At 71.8% G+C, this 23,522-nt stretch carries 23 protein-coding genes; 19 read left to right on the forward strand and 4 right to left on the reverse strand.

Translation table 11 applies throughout. From position 1 onward, the window contains the following. Positions 1 to 367: 367 nt before the first annotated feature. The 3 genes from JS756_RS36780 (at position 368) to prcA (ending at position 2,212) form a co-directional block, all read left to right on the forward strand. Positions 368 to 601: an endonuclease VII domain-containing protein gene (locus tag JS756_RS36780; RefSeq protein ID WP_240203814.1), complete on the forward strand. Its 234-nt coding sequence runs from the start codon at positions 368 to 370 to the stop codon at positions 599 to 601. Further along, positions 553 to 1,398 (forward strand): proteasome subunit beta, encoded by an 846-nt coding sequence (gene prcB / locus JS756_RS15070; RefSeq protein WP_205383616.1) that lies wholly within the window; start codon positions 553 to 555, stop codon positions 1,396 to 1,398. Before JS756_RS36780 ends, prcB begins: the two co-directional genes overlap by 49 nt. 61 nt (positions 1,399 to 1,459) lie before the next feature. Beyond that, positions 1,460 to 2,212: a proteasome subunit alpha gene (prcA, locus tag JS756_RS15075; RefSeq protein WP_205383617.1), complete on the forward strand. Its 753-nt coding sequence runs from the start codon at positions 1,460 to 1,462 to the stop codon at positions 2,210 to 2,212. A gap of 57 nt (positions 2,213 to 2,269) precedes the next feature. On the opposite strand, the gene JS756_RS15080 is transcribed toward prcA, so the two are convergent. After that, positions 2,270 to 3,286: a LacI family DNA-binding transcriptional regulator gene (locus tag JS756_RS15080; protein ID WP_205383618.1), complete on the reverse strand. Its 1,017-nt coding sequence runs from the start codon at positions 3,284 to 3,286 to the stop codon at positions 2,270 to 2,272. A gap of 224 nt (positions 3,287 to 3,510) precedes the next feature. On the opposite strand from JS756_RS15080, the gene JS756_RS15085 reads away from it, so the two are divergent. The 16 genes from JS756_RS15085 (at position 3,511) to JS756_RS15160 (ending at position 20,090) form a co-directional block, all read left to right on the forward strand. After that, positions 3,511 to 4,770: an MFS transporter gene (locus tag JS756_RS15085; protein WP_205383619.1), complete on the forward strand. Its 1,260-nt coding sequence runs from the start codon at positions 3,511 to 3,513 to the stop codon at positions 4,768 to 4,770. Positions 4,771 to 4,779: 9 nt separating this feature from the next. Continuing rightward, positions 4,780 to 6,141, forward strand: coding sequence for a Pup--protein ligase (gene pafA / locus JS756_RS15090; protein WP_205383620.1), 1,362 nt, complete (start codon positions 4,780 to 4,782; stop codon positions 6,139 to 6,141). 147 nt (positions 6,142 to 6,288) lie between these two features. Next, on the forward strand, positions 6,289 to 7,293 hold the full coding sequence (locus JS756_RS15095; RefSeq protein ID WP_205383621.1) for an FKBP-type peptidyl-prolyl cis-trans isomerase: 1,005 nt from the start codon (positions 6,289 to 6,291) through the stop codon (positions 7,291 to 7,293). Between the two features lie 59 nt (positions 7,294 to 7,352). Beyond that, complete coding sequence (locus JS756_RS15100; protein WP_205383622.1) at positions 7,353 to 7,724, forward strand: FKBP-type peptidyl-prolyl cis-trans isomerase; 372 nt, start codon at positions 7,353 to 7,355, stop codon at positions 7,722 to 7,724. A 141-nt stretch (positions 7,725 to 7,865) separates the two neighbouring features. Continuing rightward, positions 7,866 to 8,870 (forward strand): helix-turn-helix transcriptional regulator, encoded by a 1,005-nt coding sequence (locus JS756_RS15105; RefSeq protein ID WP_205383623.1) that lies wholly within the window; start codon positions 7,866 to 7,868, stop codon positions 8,868 to 8,870. Between the two features lie 18 nt (positions 8,871 to 8,888). Then, entirely contained in the window at positions 8,889 to 9,965 is a 1,077-nt protein-coding gene (locus JS756_RS15110; RefSeq protein WP_205383624.1) for a helix-turn-helix transcriptional regulator, read from the forward strand. An 11-nt stretch (positions 9,966 to 9,976) separates the two neighbouring features. After that, positions 9,977 to 10,255 carry a phage terminase large subunit family protein gene (locus tag JS756_RS15115; protein ID WP_240203819.1) on the forward strand — a complete coding sequence of 93 codons (279 nt, stop codon included), beginning with the start codon at positions 9,977 to 9,979 and terminating at the stop codon, positions 10,253 to 10,255. A gap of 20 nt (positions 10,256 to 10,275) precedes the next feature. Further along, entirely contained in the window at positions 10,276 to 10,470 is a 195-nt protein-coding gene (locus tag JS756_RS15120) for a hypothetical protein (protein WP_205383626.1), read from the forward strand. 259 nt (positions 10,471 to 10,729) lie between these two features. Then, positions 10,730 to 11,014, forward strand: coding sequence for a Sec-independent protein translocase subunit TatA (gene tatA / locus JS756_RS15125; protein WP_205383627.1), 285 nt, complete (start codon positions 10,730 to 10,732; stop codon positions 11,012 to 11,014). A 47-nt stretch (positions 11,015 to 11,061) separates the two neighbouring features. Further along, the gene (gene tatC / locus JS756_RS15130; protein WP_205383628.1) at positions 11,062 to 12,006 is read left to right on the forward strand and encodes a twin-arginine translocase subunit TatC; all 945 of its coding nucleotides are present in this window, start codon (positions 11,062 to 11,064) and stop codon (positions 12,004 to 12,006) included. 89 nt (positions 12,007 to 12,095) lie between these two features. Continuing rightward, a complete protein-coding gene (locus tag JS756_RS15135; RefSeq protein WP_205383629.1) occupies positions 12,096 to 14,945 on the forward strand; it encodes a DEAD/DEAH box helicase in 2,850 nt (949 codons plus the stop codon). A gap of 386 nt (positions 14,946 to 15,331) precedes the next feature. After that, on the forward strand, positions 15,332 to 16,960 hold the full coding sequence (locus tag JS756_RS15140) for a sensor histidine kinase (protein ID WP_205383630.1): 1,629 nt from the start codon (positions 15,332 to 15,334) through the stop codon (positions 16,958 to 16,960). Continuing rightward, positions 16,957 to 17,364, forward strand: coding sequence for a roadblock/LC7 domain-containing protein (locus tag JS756_RS15145; RefSeq protein ID WP_205383631.1), 408 nt, complete (start codon positions 16,957 to 16,959; stop codon positions 17,362 to 17,364). Before JS756_RS15140 ends, JS756_RS15145 begins: the two co-directional genes overlap by 4 nt. Beyond that, positions 17,361 to 17,765, forward strand: coding sequence for a DUF742 domain-containing protein (locus tag JS756_RS15150; protein WP_205383632.1), 405 nt, complete (start codon positions 17,361 to 17,363; stop codon positions 17,763 to 17,765). The genes JS756_RS15145 and JS756_RS15150 overlap by 4 nt, the downstream gene beginning before the upstream one ends. Before the next feature lie 67 nt (positions 17,766 to 17,832). Next, positions 17,833 to 18,447 carry a GTP-binding protein gene (locus JS756_RS15155; protein WP_205383633.1) on the forward strand — a complete coding sequence of 205 codons (615 nt, stop codon included), beginning with the start codon at positions 17,833 to 17,835 and terminating at the stop codon, positions 18,445 to 18,447. A 59-nt stretch (positions 18,448 to 18,506) separates the two neighbouring features. Then, entirely contained in the window at positions 18,507 to 20,090 is a 1,584-nt protein-coding gene (locus JS756_RS15160; RefSeq protein WP_205383634.1) for a cytochrome P450, read from the forward strand. Here the strand turns inward: JS756_RS15160 and JS756_RS15165 are convergent. The 3 genes from JS756_RS15165 to JS756_RS15175 all read right to left on the reverse strand — a co-directional run bounded on the left by JS756_RS15165 (position 20,084) and on the right by JS756_RS15175 (position 23,048). Beyond that, positions 20,084 to 21,052 (reverse strand): pseudouridine synthase, encoded by a 969-nt coding sequence (locus tag JS756_RS15165; RefSeq protein ID WP_205383635.1) that lies wholly within the window; start codon positions 21,050 to 21,052, stop codon positions 20,084 to 20,086. The genes JS756_RS15160 and JS756_RS15165 overlap by 7 nt on opposite strands. A 153-nt stretch (positions 21,053 to 21,205) precedes the next feature. Beyond that, entirely contained in the window at positions 21,206 to 22,048 is an 843-nt protein-coding gene (locus JS756_RS15170) for a siderophore-interacting protein (protein WP_205383636.1), read from the reverse strand. 94 nt (positions 22,049 to 22,142) lie between these two features. Then, positions 22,143 to 23,048, reverse strand: a complete 906-nt coding sequence (locus JS756_RS15175; protein WP_205383767.1) for a 5'-3' exonuclease — start codon at positions 23,046 to 23,048, stop codon at positions 22,143 to 22,145. Between the last annotated feature and the right edge of the window lie 474 nt (positions 23,049 to 23,522).

Genomic DNA, 23,522 nt, shown 5'->3' on the forward strand with positions numbered 1-23,522 from the left:
TGGCGGAGGGTCGGGTGCTGGAAGAGTCGAACAGCGCGAGGCGCTGTTCGCGGTGCAGGCAGCACAAGCCGCGAGCGGCGTTCGCGCGAGACGACGCAACGCGTGACGGCCTGCGGGCCTGTCGCCAAGAGTGCGCGGCTCTCCACCGCCGGCAACGGCAGGTCGCCGAGGGGCCGGACGTTCGACGGGGAGGGGAGAGGCCCCCGGGTCCGAGCACTGCCGCACGTGCGGCGAGGTCGAGCCCCATGGCGAGTGGAACGGAACCGGAGTGCCTCGGACGGGTTCGGCGACCTCCTGCGGGGCGGAGAAGGGCCGAGCCCACCACCTGCGGCGCCACCACGGCGTGCCCGAGGCCGGGTGCGACGCGATGGCCGCCGCTCGGCGCGGACTCTGCGAGATCTGTCCGAACGCTCCGCCCGAACATGTGGATCACTGCCGCAAGACGGGTAGGGTCCGAGGCGTACTGTGCTTCAACTGCAATTCGGCCATCGGCAAGTTGGGGGACGACCCCGGCGCCGTACGGCGGGCCGCAGCCTATCTGGAAGGAAACTCGTGGAAGCCAACACTCGTGGCACCGGGCGTCTACCAGCTGCCTTCCTGACGCCAGGATCCTCCTCCTTCATGGACTTCCTGTCCGAGCACCAGCCCGGGCTGCTGCCCGGCAAGCGGCAGCTGCCCCCCACCCAGGGGGTGCTGGAGGCGCCGCACGGCACGACGATCGTGTCCGCGACGTTCCCGGGCGGCGTGGTTCTCGCCGGTGACCGCCGGGCCACGATGGGCAACGTCATCGCGCAGCGGGACATCGAGAAGGTGTTTCCGGCCGACGAGTACTCGGCCGTGGGCATCGCCGGCACCGCCGGTCTGGCCGTGGAGATGGTCAAGCTCTTCCAGCTGGAGCTGGAGCACTTCGAGAAGGTCGAGGGCGCCCAGCTGTCGCTGGAGGGCAAGGCGAACCGGCTGTCGACGATGATCCGCTCCAACCTGGGCATGGCGATGCAGGGCCTGGCCGTGGTGCCCCTGTTCGCCGGGTACGACGTCGACCGCGACAAGGGCCGCATCTTCTCGTACGACGTGACGGGCGGCCGCACCGAGGAGCGGGGCTTCGCGGCGACGGGTTCCGGTTCGGTCTTCGCGCGCGGCGCGATGAAGAAGCTCTTCCGGGAGGACCTGACCGAGTCCGACGCCACGACACTGGTGGTGCAGGCGCTGTACGACGCGGCAGACGACGACTCGGCGACCGGTGGTCCCGATGTCGCCCGCCGGATCTACCCGATCGTCACCGTGATCACCGAGGATGGTTTCCGCCGGCTCACGGAGGAGGAGTCCTCCGAGATCGCCCGCGCGGTGCTGCAGCGGCGGCTGGAGCAGCCCGACGGCCCGCGGGCCGCGCTGCTCTGACGGCCGCCGGGATCGTGTCCGAGGTGATCCAGTGACTTCCACAGAAAGGGACGGATAACCGGTGTCGACGCCGTTCTATGTCTCACCCCAGCAGGCGATGGCGGACCGCGCGGAGTACGCCCGCAAGGGCATCGCGCGCGGTCGCAGCCTGGTCGTCATGCAGTACGCCGACGGCATCGTGTTCGTCGGTGAGAACCCGTCCCGGGCGCTGCACAAGTTCAGCGAGATCTACGACCGGATCGGGTTCGCCGCAGCCGGCAAGTACAACGAGTACGAGAACCTGCGGATCGGCGGGGTCCGCTACGCCGACCTGCGCGGTTACACCTACGACCGCGACGACGTGACCGCGCGCGGCCTGGCCAACGTGTACGCCCAGACGTTGGGCACGATCTTCTCGTCGGCGGCGGAGAAGCCGTACGAGGTGGAACTGGTGGTCGCCGAGGTCGGCGAGACCCCGGAGGGGGACCAGATCTACCGGCTGCCGCACGACGGTTCGATCGTCGACGAGCACGGCTCGGTCGCCGTCGGCGGCAACGCGGAGCAGATCAGCACGTACCTGGACCGCGAGCACCGGGACGGCATGAGCCTGGCCGAGGCGTTGCAGCTGGCGGTGCGGGCGCTGTCGCGGGACACCAACGGCACCCAGCGGGAGATCCCCGCGGAGCGTCTGGAGGTGGCGGTGCTGGACCGCACCCGTCCGCAGCAGCGCAAGTTCAAGCGGATCGTCGGCTCCCAGCTCTCGCGCCTGCTGGAGGCGGGGAGCACCGCGACGGAGGCGGAGAGCGCCGACGACGGCACGGACGACGACGCGTAGGACCCGCTCGGCCCTGTCGGCGCCCCGGTCCCGGTGAGGGCCGGGGCGCCAGGCGTTTCAGGAGGGCTTGGGCGGGGCCGTGGAGCCCCGTACGACGAGTTCGACGGGAATGTCCCCCGACTCGGGCGGGCGGCCCTCCAGAACGGCCAGGAGGGCGTGCATGCCGCGTTCACCGAAGAGCTCGGCGTCCAGACGGACGGTGGTGAGCTCGGGATCCAGGGCCCCGGCGAGCGAGATGTCGTCCACGCCCGTGACCGAGACGTCGTCGGGGATGCGCAGGCCCCGCCGCCGCAGCGCCTTGTAGACGCCGGCCGCCAGTTTGTCGTCGTCGCAGACCAGGGCCGTGGGCCGGGGGCCGGGTGCGTCCAGGGCGGTGTCGGCCGCCGTCAGGGCGCCGTCGATGGTCATGGGGGTGCGGGCGGTGCGGAGCGAGGTGCCGTCCACCGCCCCCACACGTGCGGCGAGCTCGCGTGCCCGGGCCTCGAAGGTCCAGGAGGGGATGTCGGCGGCGACGTGCAGGAAGTGCCGGTGACCGAGGCCGAGCAGGTGCTCGGCGATCCGGCGGGCCCCGTCGACGATGTCGAGGTTGACGGTGGCGGCACCGAGGCTGCCCCGGGGGTCGCTGTCGAGCATGACGAGAGGGAGCTGGTCGCCGCGGATGGCGGTGAGGGCGTCGGCGGCCATGGAGGAGGCGATGACGCCGTCCAGGGCGGCCTGGGCGGAGGCGAACGGGTCGCGGGCGGGGCCGATGCCTTCGGGGGAGGGGTACAGGACCACACCGAAGCCGTGCTCGGCGGCGACGCGGGCGGCGCCGGTGTAGACGCCGCCGTAGAACTCGGTGGTCAGGGCGGGGACGACGAGGAGGACGGTGCGGGTGCGGCCCAGTCGCAGGTTCCGGGCGGCGAGGTTGGGCCGGTAGCCGAGCCGTCGGGCGGCGTCACGGACGCGCTGCGCCGTGGCCTCGGAGACCCGGCCGCGCCATTTGTCGCCGAGGACGAGCGAGACGGCGGCCTGGGAGACGTCGGCCGCCCGGGCGACGTCCCGGCTCGTGGGGCGGGTGCTGCCTCGTGCCACCGTCCGCGTGCTCCTCTGCTGGTCGTGGTCCGGCCGCGGTGCGGCCGCCGTCCGGGCGTCGTTCGGGTCGTCCGGCTCGCGGGCCGTCCGGTGTCACGGTTGCCGTCCTGGTCCCGCCGGGCCGTCCCGGCCGTCCGGTGGTCCGGCGCCTGGACGCGTGAACAGCGCACATGGTACGTATGACGAGCGGACGTTATACGTAACACTCGGGCCGGGAGGGGCGCATGGCCGCGGGATACCTGGAGATCCTCCGGGCGAGACACGCCACCCGGCTGCTGGTGGGTACGCTCGTGGGCCGGCTGCCCAACGCCACCGCCGCCATCGCCGTCGTCCTCTTCGTGCGGGCCGAGGGCGGTACGTACAGCCTCGCGGGAGCCCTGGCGGCCGTGTACGGCGTCGCGAACGCCGTCGGGCAGCCGCTGCTGGGCCGCTTGGTGGACGTGTACGGCCAGCCGCGCGTGCAGCTGCCCGCCGCGGTGGCCGCGGCCCTGGCGACGACGGTCTTCGCGCTGTCCGGCCCGGACCCGCTGCCGCTCGCCCACGCCTCCGTGGCCGCGGCGGGCCTGTTCGCGCCGCCCCTCGAGGGCGGCCTGCGGGCGCTGTGGCCGTCGGTGCTGCGCCGCGAGGAGCAGGTGCACACGGCGTACGCGATGGACGCGGTGGCGCAGGAGGTCATGTTCACGGTCGGGCCGCTGCTGGTGACCCTGTGCGTCTCGCTGTGGTCGGCACGGGCCGCTCTGATCGTCCTGAACGGGGTCGGTGTCCTCGGCGCGCTCTGCGTGGTGCTCTCGCCGCCCTCGCGGGCCTGGCGGTCGGCCCCGCGCGAGGCGCACTGGCTGGGTGCCCTGCGCTCGCCCGGCCTGCTGGCGCTGCTGGCGGCGTTCCTGTTCGTCGGCGTCGCGCTCGGGTCCATCACGGTCGCCGCCGTGTCCTATGCCGACGCGCACGGCGGCGACGCGGTGTACGGCTGGCTGATGGCGGCCCTCGGCCTGGGCGCGCTGGCGGGCGGCGGCGTGTACGGCGCGCGGCGGTGGGCCGGGGCGCCGGAGCGGCGACTGCGGTTGCTGGTGGCGTTCCTGGCGGTGTGTTACCTGCCGCTGATGCTGATGCCGGGCGTCGTCGCCATGGTGGCGCTGACCGCGCTGGCGGGGGTGTTCCTGGCGCCGGCGATCGCGTGCGCGTTCGTCATCGTCGACCGGCACGCGCCGAGCGGCACGGTCACCGAGGCGTTCTCCTGGCTGGTGACGACGTTCACGGTCGGGGCGTCGGTCGGAACGGGGCTGGCCGGGCCGGTCGTCCAGACGGGTGGTGCCCTGTGGGGTTTCGCCGTTCCGGGCGCGGCGGGCGCGGTGTCGCTGCTTGTGCTGGCGGCCACCGGAGGGGTCCTCGCAGCTCCCGCGCGGGGCGCGGTGGTTGCGGCTTCATCGGAAAATGATCCAAATCGTGCTGCCGAACCCCGTTTCAGTTCAGGGGATCGGGCGTAATGTTCACTCATGGACCGCCGCATTTTCGGGCTGGAGAACGAGTACGGCGTCACGTGCACGTTCAGGGGACAGCGCCGTCTGTCGCCTGACGAGGTGGCGCGGTACCTCTTCCGCCGTGTCGTGTCATGGGGCCGCAGCAGCAATGTGTTTCTGCGGAACGGCGCCCGCCTCTATCTCGACGTGGGCTCTCATCCGGAATACGCGACACCCGAATGTGACAATGTGATCGAACTCGTCACCCACGACAAGGCAGGCGAGCGCATTCTCGAAGGCCTGCTGGTGGACGCGGAGCGACGCCTGCACGAGGAGGGAATCGCGGGCGACGTCTACCTCTTCAAGAACAACACCGACTCGGCTGGAAACTCCTACGGCTGCCACGAGAACTACCTGGTGGCCCGGCACGGGGAGTTCTCCCGGCTGGCGGACATCCTCATCCCGTTCCTGGTGACGCGGCAGCTGCTGTGCGGTGCGGGCAAGGTCCTGCAGACCCCGCGCGGCGCCGTCTACTGCGTCAGCCAGCGGGCCGAGCACATCTGGGAGGGCGTCTCCTCGGCGACGACCCGCTCGCGGCCCATCATCAACACGCGCGACGAGCCGCACGCCGATGCCGAGCGCTACCGCCGGCTGCACGTCATCGTGGGCGACTCGAACATGTCGGAGACGACGATGCTCCTGAAGGTCGGCGCGACCGACCTGGTGCTGCGGATGATCGAGGCGGGCACGGTGATGCGCGACCTCACCCTGGAGAACCCGATCCGGGCGATCCGCGAGGTCAGCCACGACACCACCGGCCGCCGCAAGGTCCGCCTGGCCAGCGGGCGGGAGGCCTCGGCGCTGGAGGTGCAGCGGGAGTACTACGAGAAGGCCGTGGACTTCTGCGAGCGGCGCGGCATCCGCACCGGCACCGTCGAGCAGGTCCTGGAGCTGTGGGGCCGCACGCTGGACGCGATCGAGAGCGAGGACCTCGACCGTATCGGCACCGAGATCGACTGGGTGATGAAGTACCAGCTCATCGAGCGGTACCGGGCCAAGCACAACATGACGATGTCGCATCCGCGCGTGGCGCAGATAGACCTCGCCTACCACGACATCCACCGTCGTCGTGGCCTGTACTACCTGCTGGAGAAGAAAGGGCAAGCCGCCCGGATCTGCAACGACTTGAAGATCTTCGAGGGCAAGTCGGTCCCCCCGCAGACCACTCGGGCGCGGTTGCGCGGCGACTTCATCCGCCGGGCACAGGAGCAGCGCCGCGACTTCACGGTCGACTGGGTGCATCTGAAGCTCAACGACCAGGCACAGCGGACCGTGTTGTGCAAGGACCCGTTCCGCTCGGTGGACGACCGGGTGGAGAAGTTGATCGCCGGAATGTGAGCGAAGCCGGATCCACGACCGTTTGTTCCGGCGCGTCGCCGGAACGCCACACGGGCGCCGTACGTTTCTCGTACGGCGCCCTTCTCACGCCGTAGAGTTGCGCGCACGCCATCAGCAAGATCGATCGACCGATTACGAGGCCTCACCGTGCGCCGACGCTCCCTCATCCTTGCCGCCGTGCCGGCGTCCCTGGTCACGCTCGCCGGGTGCGGCGACGACAAGTCCGACTCGGGCAAGGCCAGCGACAGCGCGGCACCGTCCCCGTCGTCGGAGTCCTCCGCGCCGCCGCCGAAGATCGTCGACGGACCGCTGCCGGCGATCACCGCGGGCGAGGAGTTCGGCGAGAAGCCGACGGTGGCCAAGGGCCCGGGCGAACCCTCGGACCAGCTGGCGGTCAGGACGGTGATCGCGGGCAACGGGCGCACGGTCGCCGAGGGCGACTACGTCCAGGCGAACTACCTGGGTCAGATCTGGGCCACGGCGAAGGTCTTCGACAACTCCTACGACCGCAAGACACCGCTGGTCATCCAGCTCGCCGAGGGCACCGTCATCGACGGCTGGCGCTATGCCCTCACCGGCAGGAAGACCGGCAGCCGCGTCGAGTTCTCCGTGCCGCCCACCTGGGGATACGGCTCCCAGGGCAATGCCCAGGCCGGTATCAAGGGCACCGACACGCTGGTGTTCGTCGTCGACCTGGAGGACACGTTCAACGCCAAGAGCTCGGCCGACGGCACCGAGGTGGCACAGGACGACGCCGCCCTGCCCAAGGTGGGCACGAACACCGACGGCTCGGCCCCCTCCATCGAGATCCCCAAGGCCGACCCGCCGAAGAAGCTCGTGTCGACCTACGTCCTGGAGGGCGACGGCCCCGAGGTCAAGGCGGACGCCTCGGTGCTCGTGCAGTACAAGGGCGTGGTGTGGGACACCGGCAAGGAGTTCGACTCGACGTACAGCCGCAAGGCGCTGGCCTCCTTCTCGCTGCAGCAGGTCGTCAAGGGCTGGTCGCAGGGGCTGACGGGCAAGAAGGTCGGCAGCCGCGTGATGATCGTCATCCCGCCGGACCTGGGCTACGGCGACAATCCGCCGGCGAACAGCGGCATCCAGAAGGACTCCACGATGGTCTTCTCGGTGGACATCCTGGCGACCATGTGACCCGCCGAGGTGTAAGACTGTGATCGTTGCCTTGACGCAGACAAGCAGGAGCTAGAGACGTGAGCATCGACAAGCCCGAGATCGACTTCCCCGGCGGCGAGCCCCCGGCGAACCTCGAGATCAAGGACATCTGGGAGGGCGACGGCGAGGTGGCGCAGGCGGGTCGGACCGTCACCGTCCACTACGTGGGTGTCGCCTTCAGCACGGGCGAGGAGTTCGACGCCAGCTGGAACCGCGGTACTCCCTTCCGCTTCCCGCTCGGCGGGGGCCGTGTCATCAAGGGCTGGGACCAGGGCGTGCAGGGCATGAAGGTCGGCGGCCGCCGTCAGCTGACCATCCCGGCCCACCTCGCCTACGGCGACCAGAGCCCGACCCCCGCGATCAAGCCGGGCGAGACGCTGATCTTCGTCGTGGACCTGCTCGGCGTCTGACCGCCGCGGACCGGACCCGATCGCCCGGGGCCCACGCCTGTCCGGGCGTGGGTCCTCGGCTTTTGCCACGTCGACGCGGGACGGTACGGTCGTCGTGCACACGTACCAGAGGGAACCCACGGGGAATGACGAAGGGCGTCGATGGCCATTGCCAAGGCCGAGCGGCTGATGAACCTGGCACTGTGTCTGCTCGGGACACGGCGTCCGCTCAGCAAGCACGAGCTGCGCGAGTCCATCGAGGCCTACGTCGAGGCCTTCGGGCCCGCCCGCGGCGGCGCGGCATCCGGTCCGGAGCGGGGAGCGACGGGCTCGGACGACTCCTTCAACCGCATGTTCGAGCGGGACAAGGACGATCTGCGCGAGCTGGGTCTCGTCATCGAGACGGTCGAGAGCCTCGACGGTGAGATCGGCTACCTGGCCCGCCGCGACAGCAACCGGCTGCCCCCGATCACGCTCGATGCCGAGGAGGCCGCCGCCCTGGGGCTGGCCGCCAAGGTGTGGCAGCAGGCCCGGCTGGCAGGCGCGGCCAGCGGCGCGCTGCAGAAGCTGCGCGCGGCGGGGCTGCCCGAGGGCGTCGACCCCTACGAGGCGCACGGGGCACTGGAGCCGCACATCCCGGTGCACGAGGCGGCCTTCGAACCGCTGATGCTGGCCTGCCGGGACCGCCGCCCGGTCGCCTTCGACTACCGCAAGGCCAATGCCGCCCAGCCCGAGCAGCGGCACGTCGAACCGTGGGCGCTGGAGTGCTGGCGCGGCCACTGGTACCTGGCCGGCTTCGACCGCGACCGGGGAGCCGAGCGGGTGTTCCGGCTGTCCAGGATCACCGGCCGGGTCCGCTCCCGCGGCGGCCGGTTCGGCGCTCCGGTGCCCGACGTGGTCACCGTGCGCGAGACCGTGGCGGGCTGGGCGGGGGAGACCGCCGACCGCTCCGCGCTGATCCGGTTGCGCTCGGGCGCGGGGTACCCCCTGCGGGCGAAGGCCACCGCCGTCCGGGAACTCGGTGACGGCTGGGACGAGTTGGAGATTCCGTACGGGCACGGACTGGACGCCTGGCTGGTGGAGTTCGGGCCGGACGTGGTGGTGATGGGGCCCGCCGAGCTGCGGGCGGACGTCGTGGACCGGTTGCGGGCCGTGGCGAAGGGCTGAGGGGGAGCGGACAGGACAGTGGCAGGCAAACCGGTCAGGCCCGCGAGCGCCATCGACCAGACCCGTCGGATGCTCTCCCTGGTGACCTATCTCAGGGAGCGGCCCGGGGCCCGCATCGAGGACGTGGCACGCGCCTTCGGGATCAGCGAGGACGAGCTGGTCTCCGACCTCGACGTGCTGCCCATGTGCGGTACCAGCTTCCGGGGCGGTGATCTGCTCGACATCGACACCGACGGCGAGCGCATCTGGTGGCACAACCCCGCCGCGCTCGGGGCGGAGGCGGCCGAGCCGCTGCGGCTCGCGGCCGACGAGGCCACCGCGCTGCTGGTGGCGGCCCGCGCGGTGGCGACCCTTCCCGGGCTGCGCGAGGGCGACCGGCAGGCGCTGCTGCGGGCGACGGCCAAGGTGGAGGCCGCCGCGGGCGAGGCGGCCGGGGCCAGCTCCCGGCTGTCGGTGACCTTCGAGTCCGAGGGCGGGGTCTTCGCCGACGTCGACCGAGCGATCTCCGAGCGGCGCCGGCTGTGGATCCGCTACTACTCCCCGGCCCGCGACGAGGTCACCGAGCGCGAGATCGACCCCATCCGCCTGGTCAGCGTGGGCCACACCTACGTGGAGGCCTGGTGCCGCCGCTCCGAGGCGCGCCGCACCTTCCGGCTCGACCGGGTCGCCGAGATCGAGATCCTCGACGAGCCGTCCGCCCCGCCCGAGATCGAGCCGCGCGACCTGTCCCAGGCGCTGGTGCAGCCCGCCGCCGAGGACCCGGAGGTCGTCGTCGAGGTCGGCCCGGGCGGCCGGTGGGTTGCGGAGTACTACCCGCACGACAGCGCGGATGAGCTTTCCGACGGCGGACTGCGTATCACTCTGCGTACGCCCGATCCGGCCTCGCTCAGACGACTGGCGCTGCGCCTGGGCCGGGACGGGAGGATCGTGTCGCCGCCGGAGCTGGCCGACAGCGCCCGGCAGGCCGCCCGCGGCGCGCTGGCCGCGTACGACGGGCTGGAGGCGGACCGGTCGGCCGGGACGGAGGTGTCCCACCCGGGGCGGGCGGACGGTCGGGGCGAGGAGCGCCCTGGGACGGAGGAGCAGAGGCTGTGAGCGACTCGGCGATGCAGGGTGGACGGACCATGTCGGTGGCCTCCGCTTTCGCGGGCATGCGCAGCGTGGCCCCGGTGGTGTTCAGAGCCGGCTGCCCCGACTGCCGGGGGCGCTTCGAACTCTCCGCCGGTGCGTTGCGCCTGGCCATCGGCGCCAGCAGCCGGACCACGTTCTACTCCTTCACCTGTCCCGAGTGCGGCGTGACGGTGCGCAAGCCGGCCGGGGAACGGATCGTGGAACTGCTCACCGGCGGCGGAGTCAGCACCCTGCGCCTGCATTCCACGCTCTGAGAGGGTCTAGGCTCGACGGCATGTTCTGGCCGATGTTCGCCGTTGCCGTGGGTTTCGTGGGTCTTGCCGTTCTGGGCGTGCTCGCCGTGCAGGTCTTCCTGGAGGCCCAGCGCCTCGGGAAGCAGGTCACCGACTCCGCACGGCGCATCAGCAGGGCGGCCGAGGATCTGGAGCGGGCGACGGTCAGCGCGGCCCGGGCCGCCGACTCGCTGTGAGCCCGCGTGCCGGAGCCGGCGCGCCGCTCGCCCCGGACGCTTTGGGTCGGTTCGCCCTGCCGTGTGACACATCACGGCGGGTACGCTGCTGAGCGCGGTGCGGAGAACGAGGCCCGCCTCGCTGACCGGGAGTACGCACGGGGATTGCCTCTCGTTTACCCCTGGGCGTTACGATCGCTGTGAGCACGATTGATCGGACATGCGTCCGGCCGGTCGGACAGCAACCCATCCAGCCGCCTCGGTGAGAAGGTAAAGACCTATGTTCGGAAGGCTCGGAGCCCCCGAGATCATTCTCATCCTCGTCGTTGTCATCCTGCTGTTCGGCGCGAAGAAGCTTCCGGACATGGCCCGCTCGCTCGGCAAGTCCGCGCGCATCCTCAAGAGCGAGGCCAAGGCGATGAAGGACGACGGCAGCAGCGACACCTCCGCCCCGTCCAACGCCGACGGCGAGCAGCCGCCGGCGCAGCGCACCATCCAGGCGGCCCCCGGCGACGTGACGAGCTCGCGCCCGGTCAACGAGCCGACGGACACGACCAAGCGCTGACGCAGGGCCGGTGACCTCCGGCCCGCCGCACGAGATGGGAACGTGGGTTGCTGAAGCCTGCCCGCCAGAAGGAGAAGGATCCCGAGGGGCGGATGCCCCTCGCGGAGCACCTTCGTGAGCTCCGCAACCGGCTCGCGAAGGCCGTCCTGGCCATCGTCGTCGTCACGATCGTCGCCGCCTTCTTCTACAAGGACATCATCGAGTTCTTCACGAACCCGATCCTGGACGCCGTGGGCTGCAAGGCCAGCTTCGCCGAACTGGCGCAGCAGCGCAGCGGGACCTGCGCCCGCATCGTCCTGAACGGTCTGCTCACCCCCTTCACGCTCGCCCTCAAGGTGTCCCTGATGGCCGGCGTGGTCTTCGCCTCGCCGGTCTGGCTCTACCAGCTGTGGGCGTTCGTCGCCCCGGGGCTGCACAAGCACGAGCGCAAGTACGCCTACGCCTTCGTCGGCACGGGCGTGCCGCTCTTCCTCGGCGGTGCGTTCTTCGCCTACAAGACGCTGCCGACCATGTCGCGGGTGCTGCTGGACTTCTCCCCGGCCGACCTCGACAACCTGCTGCCGCTGGACGACCTGCTCGACCTCGTCGTCCGCATGGTGCTGGTCTTCGGCCTCTCCTTCGAGCTGCCGCTGCTGCTGGTCATGCTGAACCTGACCGGGGTGCTGAGCGGCCGGCGGATGCTCGGCTGGTGGCGCGGGATGATCATGGCGATCACGGTCTTCGCGGCCGTCGCCACCCCGAGCACCGACCCGTTGACCATGCTGGCCCTGGCCGGCCCGATCTGGCTGCTGTACTTCTGCGCGACCGGGTTCTCCCTGATGAACGACCGGCGCCGGGCCAGGCGCGAGGAGATGGGCCCCGCCGACGACGAGGCCTCCGAGCTGGATCTCACGCCCGAGGCCATCGGCGAGGCGGAGCCGGTGACCGCCAGCCGCGCCCTGCCGGAGCAGACGACCACGGACCGCGTCAACGGCTACGACGACGTCACATAGCGTTCCCCGCAGGGATCGGATCCGCCGGATCGAACGGGGCGCGTGGGCAGCCACCCGCCCCGTCGCCGTTCGCGCGGCCGATCCGCATAATGATCGTCCTGTTGTCAGTGGAGCCCGGTACGCTCGAAAGCACGATGACAGAGGACCTCTCACCGGCCGAGCGGTACGCGGCAGCCCGCAGGCGTGCTGCCGAGCAGGCCACCGCGCTCGCGTCCTTCCGCGAGATGTACGACTTCGGCCTCGACCCCTTCCAGATCGAGGCCTGCCAGGCACTTGAGGCGGGCAAGGGCGTGCTGGTGGCGGCCCCCACCGGCTCCGGCAAGACGATCGTGGGCGAGTTCGCCGTCCACCTGGCCCTCCAGCAGGGCAAGAAGTGCTTCTACACGACACCGATCAAGGCGCTGTCGAACCAGAAGTACGCCGACCTGTGCCGCCGCTACGGCACCGAGAAGGTCGGCCTCCTCACCGGCGACAACAGCGTGAACTCCGGCGCTCCGGTGGTCGTGATGACCACCGAGGTGCTGCGGAACATGCTCTACGCCGGCTCGCAGACGCTGCTCGGCCTCGGCCACGTGGTCATGGACGAGGTGCACTACCTCTCCGACCGCTTCCGGGGCGCCGTCTGGGAGGAAGTGATCATCCACCTCCCCGAGTCCGTCACGCTCGTGTCACTGTCCGCGACCGTCTCCAACGCCGAGGAGTTCGGCGACTGGCTGGACACCGTCCGCGGCGACACCGAGGTGATCGTCTCCGAGCACCGGCCGGTGCCGCTGTTCCAGCACGTGCTCGCCGGGCGGCGGATGTACGACCTGTTCGAGGAGGGCGAGGGCCACCGCAAGGCCGTCAACCCCGACCTGACGCGGCTGGCCCGCACGGAGGCGAGCCGCCCCTCCTATCAGGACCGCAGACGGGGCCGGGCCATGCGCGAGGCCGACCGGGAGCGGGAGCGCCGTCAGCGCTCGCGCATCTGGACGCCGAGCCGCCCCGAGGTCATCGAGCGGCTGGACGCCGAGGGGCTGCTGCCCGCGATCACCTTCATCTTCAGCCGCGCCGCCTGCCAGGCCGCCGTCGAGCAGTGCCTGTACGCGGGCCTCCGGCTGAACGACGAGGAGGCCCGGGACCGGGTCCGCGCCCTCGTCGAGGAGCGCACGGCCAGCATCCCCACCGAGGACCTGCACGTCCTCGGCTACTACGAGTGGCTGGAGGGGCTGGAGCGCGGCATCGCCGCCCACCATGCGGGCATGCTGCCGACCTTCAAGGAGGTCGTGGAGGAGTTGTTCGTCCGCGGCCTGGTGAAGGCGGTCTTCGCCACCGAGACCCTCGCCCTCGGCATCAACATGCCCGCCCGCTCGGTGGTGTTGGAGAAGCTCGTCAAGTGGAACGGCGAGCAGCACGCCGACATCACTCCCGGCGAGTACACGCAGCTCACCGGCCGCGCGGGCCGGCGCGGCATCGACGTCGAGGGCCACGCCGTGGTGCTGTGGCAGCGCGGCATGAGCCCCGAGCACCTCGCGGGCCTCGCCGGCACGCGGACGTATCCGCTGCGCTCCAGCTTCAAGCCGTCGTACAACATGGCGGTCAACCTGGTCGAGCAGTTCGGCCGGCACCGCTCGCGGGAGCTGCTGGAGACCTCCTTCGCGCAGTTCCAGGCGGACCGGTCCGTCGTCGGCATCTCCCGGCAGGTGCAGCGCAACGAGGAGGGACTGGCGGGCTACAAGGAGTCCATGACCTGCCACCTGGGCGACTTCGAGGAGTACGCCCGGCTGCGCCGCGAGCTGAAGGACCGCGAGACGGAGCTGGCCCGGCAGGGTGTGGCCCAGCGGCGCGCCGAGGCGGCCGTGGCGCTGGAGCGGCTCAAGCCGGGCGACGTCATCCACGTCCCCACCGGCAAGTACGCCGGCCTCGCCCTGGTGCTCGACCCCGGCCTGCCGGCCGGGCGTTCCAACGGCCACCGCGGCTTCGACCACCACGACGGGCCCCGCCCGCTGGTCCTGACCGCCGAACGCCAGGTCAAGCGGCTCGCCTCGATGGACTTCCCGGTTCCGGTGGAGCCGCTGGAGCGGATGCGGATCCCCAAGTCGTTCAACCCGCGCTCGCCGCAGTCCCGCCGCGACCTCGCCTCCGCGCTGCGCACCAAGGCCGGCCACATCGCGCCGGAGCGGCACCGCAAGCGGCGCGCCGAGGCGGCCGACGACCGGGAGATCGCGCGCCTGCGCAAGGCCCTGCGCGCCCACCCGTGCCACGGATGCAGCGATCGTGAGGACCACGCCCGCTGGGCCGAGCGCCACCACCGGCTGCTGCGTGACACCGGCCAGCTGGAGCGCCGGATCGAGGGCCGTACGAACACCATCGCGCGCACCTTCGACCGGATCGTGGCGCTGCTGACCGAGCTCGACTACCTGCGCGGCGACGAGGTCACCGAGCACGGCAAGCGGCTCGCCCGGCTGTACGGCGAACTCGATCTGCTGGCCAGCGAGTGCCTGCGGGCCGGTGTCTGGGAGGGGCTCGGCCCGGCCGAACTCGCCGCCTGCGTCTCGGCGCTGGTGTACGAGGCGCGGGTCGCCGACGACGCGATGGCGCCCAAGCTGCCCTCGGGCAAGGCGAAGGCGGCGCTCGGCGAGATGGTGCGGATCTGGGGCCGGCTCGACGCCCTGGAGGAGGAGTTCCGCATCAACCAGACCGAGGGCGTGGGCCAGCGTGAGCCCGACCTCGGATTCGCGTGGGCCGCGTACATGTGGGCCTCCGACAAGGGGCTGGACGAGGTACTGCGCGAGGCGGAGATGCCCGCCGGTGACTTCGTGCGCTGGTGCAAGCAGGTCATCGACGTCCTCGGGCAGATCCAGGCGGCGGCGTCCGAGGGGTCGACCGTGCCGAAGGCCGCGCGCAAGGCGGTCGACGGTCTGCTGCGCGGCGTGGTCGCCTACTCGTCGGTCGGCTGACCCCGCCTCCGGCGGCCGGACGGGTCCGTCACCCGCCACGCCCGGCGCCCGGGGAGGGGGCCTCGCCACCACTCCGGCGTTCGGGCGGGGCCGCACGGCCCGTCGCCGGCGTGCGAGCGCCGGGTCCCTGCGCTCGTCCCGCGAGGCCGGTCACCCTTTCCGGTGACCGGCCTTTCGTATCTCCGCGATCCGTCACGGAACGTGTTCACATGGAGCCCCTGCGTGCAAATGGGCACGAGCGTACTCCTGTGGCGCGGGGTATTTCAGGGGGTTCCCGGATGTGACTCGGCGATGATCCGGTCGGACTAAGCTCGCCCGCAGCGCACCGAGTTGAGGTGTATTCGTGCGCTTGTTCCCAAATCTTCCGAAGACTCCAGAGGGTCCACATGGTGAGAGTCCAATCCCCTCCTGGTCGCCGCGAGCTCCCCTACGCGCGCGTGCTGTTGCTGCCCGCCATGGCGATGGCCGCGGCGACCGGAGCTGCCGCTGCCCTGGTGGCGCAGCCGGTCCGGACCACCGTCGGCCTGTGCGGCGGTGTCGCCACGCTGCTGGTCATCGCCACCGCCGCCGAGGCGGTGCGCCGCGGCCGTCGGCTGCGGGCGGCCGCGGCGGAGCAGGCCCGCCGCACCGCGTACCTGGAGCAGCGCGTGGCCTCGCAGGAGGAGGAGACCGAACGCCTCGCCCTGGAGCACCTGCCCCAGGCCCTGGACCGGATGCACAAGGGGAATTCGCCCAGGGAGGTGCTGCGCCAACTCTCGCTCGAGGATGCGCACTTCCGCGCCCTCTCGCCGGGGCAGCTCGAAGTGGTCAAGACGCTGCTGCGCATCGTCGACCACGAGGAGGCCCTGCGTGACTCCTCGCAGCGCTCCTTCGTCAGCGTCGCCCGCCGTGTGCAGGCGATCGTCCACCAGCAGGCCAAGGAACTCCGGGAGATGGAGGAGGACCACGGCCGCAACCCCGAGGTCTTCGACGACCTGCTGCGCATCGACCACGGCACCGCGATGATCGGCCGGCTCGCCGACTCCGTGGCCGTCCTCGGCGGCGGCCGGCCCGGCCGCCAGTGGCCGCTGCCCGTGCCGCTGTACAGCGTGCTGCGCGGCGCGATGTCGCGCATCCTGGAGTACCCGCGCATCTCCCTCGACAACATCGCCAAGGTCAACATCCGCGGCATCTCCGTCGAGCCGGTCATCCACGCCTGCGCCGAACTCCTCGACAACGCCACCCGCTACTCGCCGCCCCACACGAAGGTGCACGTCACCGCCACCGAGGTGCAGACCGGCATCGCCATCGAGATCGAGGACTCCGGCGTCAGCCTCACCGAGGAGGCCCGGCTGCGTCTGGAGGGCCTGTTGGAGCAGGCCAAGCGCGCCATGGACCTGCAGGCCGTCAGCGAGGCCCCGCGCCTGGGCCTCGCCGTCGTCGGACGTCTGTGCACCGCGTTCAACATGCAGATCTCGCTGCGTCCCTCCGCCTACGGCGGCACCCGGGCGATCCTCGTCGTCCCGCGGGAGATGGTCACCTCCGACCCCGCCCCCGGCTACGCCCACGGCATCGGCGCGACCTCCCTGCCCACGGCCGACACCGACGGCGTCGAGGGCCCCGAGCGCCCGCCCAAGCGGCGCCGCCCCACCAACCCGCGCGTCCCGGCCGACGTGTCCCTGGACGACGACGAGGTGCCGGTGGTCACCGAGTGGACCGAGAAGGGGCTCCCTCAGCGCCGCAGCAAGGTCAAGACGCCCATCAGCCAGCGCATCAGCGAGCAGTACGCCATCGAGCGCGCCGAGCGCGAGGGCCGGCCGACCATCTGGTCCCAGCACCGGCCCGAGGCCGAGCCCGAGCCCAAGAAGGACGACCGCCCGCCCGGCCTGTGGGTCGAGTCGTTCTGGCAGGGGCTGAGGAAGGGCCTGCCCGAGGGCGCCGACCCCACCGAATTCACGCGTCACCCCGAGAAGTTCACCTACCTGATCAACGACCCGGCCCACCCCGAGGCCGACGACGAGGGGGATCTCACGTGATCCAGCAGCGACAGAACTTCGACTGGATGCTCAAGGAGCTCTACAACAGCGCTCCCGGCATCGAGATGATCGTGGTGCTGTCCGCCGACGGCCTGCGTATCGCCCGCTACGGCGGCGACCCCGACGCCGCCGACCGCGTCGCCGCCGCCTGCGCGGGCCTGCAGAGCCTGGTCAGTGCGGTCGCCGAGGAGATCCCGGCCACCGACGGTGAGATGAAGCTCGTCCTCGTCGAACTCAACGGCGGCTACTTCTACCTGATGGCCGCCGGCGCCAACGCCTACCTCGCGGTCCTGTCCGACATGGTGTGCGAGCCCGGTCTGATGAGCCACTACATGCGCGACCTCGTCGTCCGGATCGGCGCCCATCTGACCAGCCCGCCCCGCCGCAACGAGCAGAGCGTATGACGCCTCCGCAACGCCAGAGGCGCCGGCGAGAGCCCGAGCCGCCGCCCCGGCCGGCCGGTCACGGGCAGGAGGGCGAGCAGAAGCAGCCGGAGCGGCTCTACACCATCACCGGCACGGACGGGGACCGCGCCCCGCTGGACCTGGTCACGCTGATCGTGGCGTGCGTCGATCCGCCGTCGTCCGCGACGCCGGAGCAGACGGCGGTGCTGCGGCTGAGCGCCCACCCGCTGTCCGTCGCCGAGCTGTCGGCCTACCTGCGGCTGCCGTTCAGCGCGATGACCGTGCTCCTCACCGACATGCTGGCGGCCGAGACCGTGCACGCGCGCGCCCCGATCGTACGCCAGCAGCTCCCGGACCGGTCCCTCCTCGAAGCGGTGATGCATGGACTCGAACGGCTCTGACGGCGTGACCGGCGCCGCACGCGAAGCGAACGCACGTGAAGGACACCGCACGTGAAAGGCACCGCACTTGAAAGGCTCTGACACCGTCCCCGGCCCACGGGCCGAGGACCAGCTGCCGCAGACCACCGAGGCCGCCGCGAAGATCGTCGTCGTGGGCGGTTTCGGCGTCGGCAAGACGACCATGGTCGGCGCGGTCAGCGAGATCAAACCGCTGACCACCGAGGAGACCATGACGCAGGCCGGCATCGGCGTCGACGACAACTTCGGCTCCGCCTCGAAGACCGCCACCACCGTGGCGATGGACTTCGGCCGCATCCGCATCTCCGACCAGGTCGTGCTGTACCTCTTCGGCACGCCGGGCCAGGAGCGCTTCTGGTTCCTGTGGAACGGCCTGTTCGAAGGCGCCCTCGGGGCCGTCGTCCTCGTCGACACCCGCCGCCTGGAGGTCAGCTACGAGGTCATGGGGCGGCTGGAGGAACGCGGCGTGCCCTTCGTGGTCGCCGTCAACACCTTCCCCGACGGGCCCCGCTACCCCGTCGAGGACCTCCGACAGGCCCTCGACCTCACACCGGAGATCCCGATCACCGAGTGCGACGCGCGCCGCCGGGCCTCCAGCCGCGACGTCCTGATGACCCTGATGCGCTTCCTGCACACCATGACGACGAGCGGCAGCCCCGGCTGAACCCCCTTTCGCCGCCCCCCGCAACTCCCCGACACCACCACAGTTCCGGAGCGATCCCCGTGACGCCTGAACACCACGCCACGACCACGGACGACCCCGCCCTCCCACCGCCTCCCGGCTGCCCCGCCCACAGCCGCGGCCCCGGCGGGCTGCAGCGCCTCTACGGCCCCGGTGCGGAGAACCTGGGCGAACTGTACGCGCAACTGCGCGACGAGCACGGCCCCGTGGCGCCCGTCCTCCTCCATGACGACGTGCCGATCTGGATCGTCCTCGGCCACGCCGAGAACCTGCACATGGTGCGCTCGGCAGCGGAGTTCTGCCGGGACAGCCGCCTGTGGACCCCTCTGCAGGAGGGCATGGTCAAACCAGACCACCCGCTGATGCCGCACATCGCCTGGGAGCCCATCTGCTCCCATGCCGAGGGGGACGAGCACCAGCGGCTGCGCGGCGCCGTCACCGGTGCCATGGCCACCATCGATCCCCGCAGCCTGCGTCGGTACATCAACCGCCACACCCAGCGGCTGGTCAACCGCTTCTGCGGGAAGGGCCGTGCCGAACTGGTCTCGCAGTACGCCGACCACCTCCCGATGGCCGTCATGTGCGAGATCCTCGGCCTGCCGGAGGAATACAACGACCGCATGGTGCAGGCCGCCCGCGACATGCTCAAGGGCACCGAGACCGCCATCGCCAGCCAGGCCTACGTCCTGGCGAAGCTGCAGGAGCTCACCGCCCGCCGACGGCACCAGCCCGACGAGGACTTCGCAGGCCACCTCATCGCCCACCCCGCCGGGCTCACCGACGACGAGGTCACCAAGCACCTGTGGCTGGTGCTCATGGCGGCCTACGAGGCCACCGCCAACCTGCTGGCCAACGCACTGCGCATGGTCCTCGTCGACGACCGCTTCTACGCCCGGCTCAACGGCGGTCAGATGACCGTGATGGAGGCGGTCGAGCAGTCCCTGTGGGACGAGCCGCCGTTCAGCACCGTCTTCGCCTACTACGCCAAGCAGGACACCGAACTGGGCGGCCAGCGCATCCGCAAGGGCGACGGGCTGCTCTTCGCCCCGGCTCCCGGCAACGTCGACCCCCGTGTACGGCCCGACCTGTCCGCGAACATGAAGGGCAACCGCTCCCACCTCGCCTTCGGTGGCGGCCCGCACGAGTGCCCGGGGCAGGACATCGGCCGCGCCATCGCCGAGGTCGGGGTCGACGCGCTGCTGATGCGCCTGCCGGATGTCCAACTCGACTGCGACGAGGAGGAACTGCGCTACCGCGAGTCGATCGCCTCCCGTCACCTGGTCGAACTGCCGGTGCGGTTCGACCCCAAGCCGCAGCAGGACGTGATGGCCGCGCCGAGCCACGGCTCGGTCGCACCGCCTCCGCCGGCCACCGCCTTCGTGCCGCAGCCGGCGAGCCCCGCACCCCCGCAGCCGGCGAGCCCCGCACCCCCGCGGGCGGCGGCTCCCGCCACGCCCGCGCCGGGGACCGCGTCCGCCGTGCCCTCGCCCGGGACCGCTCCCGACCGGCCCCCGGCCGAGCCGGAGTCCGGGCCGGCGGCGGACGAGCGACCCGGCGCGGTCACCGAAGCGGAGCGTCCCCGGGGAGCCTGGCGGCGCTTCCTGCGCTGGTGGCGCGGCTACTGAGCGTCCGGAGCGCTCCGGACGGCCCAGTCGGCGTACGACGACCAGGCCCCGAGGGTTCGCGCACTGCGGAACAGGTGCCGCTCACCCGTCACCGGATCGGTGAACTCCAGCTCCCGTGCCAGCAGTTGCAGCGGGCGCCGGAAGTCGCCGGCCGGTGCGGGGGCGGCCACCGCCGGATACAGCGGGTCGCCGAGCAGGGGGACGCCGAGCGCGTTCATGTGCACCCGCAGCTGATGGGTCTGGCCGGTGGCCGGGCACAGCCGGTAGCGGGCCGGGCCGTCGGCGCGGTGCTCGATCAGCTCCACCCCGCTGACCGCGTTCGGCTCGCCCGGCACCTCCCGCGCGGTCAGCTCCCCGCGCTCCTTCACGATCCGGCTCCGCACGGTCGTCGGCAGCGCGAGCGCGGGGTCGTACGGGGCAACCGCCTCGTACGTCTTGCGCACCCTTCGGTCCCGGAACAGCGTCTGGTAGGCGCCGCGCTCCCCGGGCCGCACGGTGAACAGCACCAGCCCGGCGGTGAGCCGGTCGAGTCGGTGCGCGGCGGTCAGCGCGGGCAGCCCCAGCTCGCTGCGGAGGCGGGCCAGCGCCGTCTGGGCGACATGGCTGCCGCGGGGGGTGGTGGCGAGGAAGTGCGGCTTGTCGGCGACGACGATGTGCTCGTCCCGGTACACCACCTCGACCTCGAAGGGCACCGGAACCTCGTCGGGCAGCTCCCGGTGGAACCAGACGAACATCCCCGGGACGAACGCCGCGTCCGGAGCCACCGGCCGCCCGTCCGCGCCGACCACCCGCCCCGCGTCCACCATCTCCTCGACGACCCCGGGACCGGCACCGCTCAGCCGGTCCACCAGGTGCTCGCGCACGGTCGTCCAGCTGCCCGCCGCGGGCAGCCGCACCCGGACGGCGTCCACGCCGTGGCGCTGGGGCAGGGGGGAGGGCGGGGCGGGGGTACGGCGTCTCATCGCGCTCCAGCGTACGAGGGGCCGCGGACCCGGGGGAAACCGCGTGCGCCGCGGCACCGCGCCCGCGTGGAGGAGGCCGCGGCGCGAGCCGGTGACACACCGGACCCACGGGAGGGGGCGGCACCGTCGGGTGCCGCCCCCTCCCGGACGCGGTCACGCCCTCGTGGCGGTCTCCTGCTCGGCCTCCACGCGCGCGTTCCACTCGCGCTTCGAGGCCTGCCAGCCGTCCTCGCTGTGGCCGAGCCGCCAGTAGCCGGAGAGGGAGAGGTCCTCCCGCGCCACCCCGCGCTCCGTGCGCAGCAGACGGCGCAGTTCCTTCACGAAGTGGGCCTCGCCGTGCACGAACGCGTGCACCCGGCCCTCGGGGAACCGCAGCGCGGCCACGGCCGCCGCCAGCTTCTCGCCGACCGGCCGGTCACCGCGGTGCAGCCAGACGATCTCCACATCGGAGTCGATCTTCTGCTCCTCCTCCGGCCCGGACACCTCGATGAACGCGTGGGCCACGGCCCCCTCGGGCAGTGCTTCCAGCGTGGCGGCGATCGCGGGCAGCGCGCTCTCGTCGCCGGCCAGCAGATGCCAGTCGGCGCCCGCGTCGGGGGCGTACGCGCCGCCGGGCCCCATGAAGTGGACGGTCTCGCCCGGCTGCACACGCGCCGCCCACGGCCCGGCCAGGCCCTCGTCGCCGTGCAGTACGAAGTCCAGTGTCAGCTCGCGGTGCTCGGGATCCCAGGCGCGCACGGTGTACGTCCGGGTGACCGGCCACTGCTCGCGGGGGAACTCCGCACGGATCCGCTCCACGTCGAACGGCTCCGGATAGGTCGCGCCCCCGGCGGGGAAGAGCAGCTTGACGTAGTGGTCGGTGCAGGTGCCCGCGGTGAACGCGGACAGCCCCTCCCCGCCGAGCACCACGCGCTGCATGTGCGGGGTCAGCCGCTCGGTGCGCACGACCTGCGCGGAATGGGCCCTGCGCGGCCTGCGTGCCGGACGTTCTGCCATGACGGCCTCCCATGCTCCCCTTGCTTAGGCTTACCTAAGCTAACACTTCTCCTCCCCCGGGGGGCCCGCAGAGGCACGCGGGAACGGAGGTTGCTCACGCGGCCAGCGTCGTCAGCAGCCGTCGCAGCGATCCGCCCAGTCCCCAGCGCGCCGCCAGTTCCTCCAGCGCCACGGGGTCGCGCGGGGCGCGCGGAAGCACCGTGTCGACGTCCGGCAGCGGGACGTCGCCGGCGACCCGCACCACCCGCGGCGCCACCGCGAGGTACGGCCCCGCCTCCGTCAGCCGCCGGCGCTGCGTCGGCGTGAGCTTCGCCCCCGGGTCGCCGACCGCGGCCAGGATCCCGCCCAGGTCCCCGAACTCGGCCAGCAGCTTGGCGGCCGTCTTCTCACCGATGCCGGGCACTCCCGGCAGACCGTCGCTGGGGTCGCCGCGCAGCAGCGCCAGGTCCGCGTACCCCGGGCCGTCGACGCCGTACTTCTCCCGCAGCACCGCCTCGTCGGTCGCCCGGAGCGTGCCCACGCCCTTGATCGGGTACAGCACCCGCACCCCGCGCGCGTCGTCCACCAGCTGGTACAGGTCGCGGTCGCCGGTGACGATGTCCACCGGGCCCCGGGCCCGTGCGGTGAACGTGCCGATCACGTCGTCCGCCTCGTACCCCTCGACGCCCACGCGGGCCACGCCGAGCGCGTCCAGGACCGCCTCGATGACCGGGACCTGCGGCGACAGGGTGTCCGGCACCTCCTCCTCGTCCGGTCCCGCGGCGTGCTCCTCGGCCACCCGGTGCGCCTTGTAGGAGGGGATCAGCTCCACCCGCCACCGCGGTCGCCAGTCGGCGTCCATGCAGGCCACCAGGTGCGTGGGCCGGTGGTCCTGCACCAGGCGGTCGATGAAGTCCAGCAGCCCGCGCACGGCGTTCACCGGCGTGCCGTCCGGGGCCTTCACGGACTCCGGGACGCCGAAGTAGGCGCGGAAGTAGAGCGAGGCGGTGTCGAGGAGCATCAGTCGTCCGGTCACGCTCGCATCATGCCGCACCCCACCGACAGCGCCCCGTCATCGCGGGCGCCGCGCCCCGGCCGTCCGGCCGGGCCCCGATCGGGTGTTCGCGCCGCACCCCGGGCACTGCCGTGCTCGCCGCCGGGCCGCCGGGGAACGCCCTCGCGGATCGTGTCCGGACCGGCCCCGTCTGTGCGAAAAGGATCCAGCCAACCACGCAGAGCGATGTCGATACCGGGACTTCGGCGATCACATGGGCGGGAACACCGGGGATGCGGTACGCATTGAACCCCACAGAAGCCCCGCGACCCGGAGCGGGGCGTGGCCGGTGCCGATCCACTGGCGCGAACTGTGAGGTCGCACTCCCTGCGCCGTGTCCTCGATGTGACAGGCGCATGAATCGGTTTGCCGAACATGCGTAGGGTGCAGACAAGTCATCAGAAGAAGTGCATCGTGCAACGGGTGCACGAACAGCAACCG

Source organism: Streptomyces actuosus (assembly GCF_016921115.1).
In the GTDB taxonomy this organism is placed as follows: Bacteria; Actinomycetota; Actinomycetes; order Streptomycetales; family Streptomycetaceae; genus Streptomyces; species Streptomyces actuosus_A.